At 91.8% G+C, this 233-nt stretch carries 1 protein-coding gene; it reads right to left on the reverse strand.

What is annotated here, in order from left to right:
* Positions 1-233 (reverse strand): hypothetical protein (locus AC0L3D_RS37130; protein WP_473647591.1); only part of this gene is annotated, 233 nt, incomplete at both ends.

The raw sequence follows: 233 nt of genomic DNA on the forward strand, positions 1-233 counted from the left end.
GCATATGACCGTGGGGGGGGCCCTGGGGCTGGGGGGGGGGGGGGGGGGGGCAGGGGGGCGGGGCCGCGGGCGCGGGTGAGGGCGGGGGGGGGGGGGGGGGGGGGGGGTGGGGGGGGGGGGTGGGGGGGGGGTGGGGGGGGGCGGGGGGGGGGGGGGGAGGGGGGGCGGGGGGGGGGGGGGGGGGGGTGGGGGTGGGGGGGGGGGGGGGGGGGCTGGGGGGGTGGGGGGGGGGG

Source organism: Mesorhizobium sp. WSM4837, from assembly GCF_055811435.1.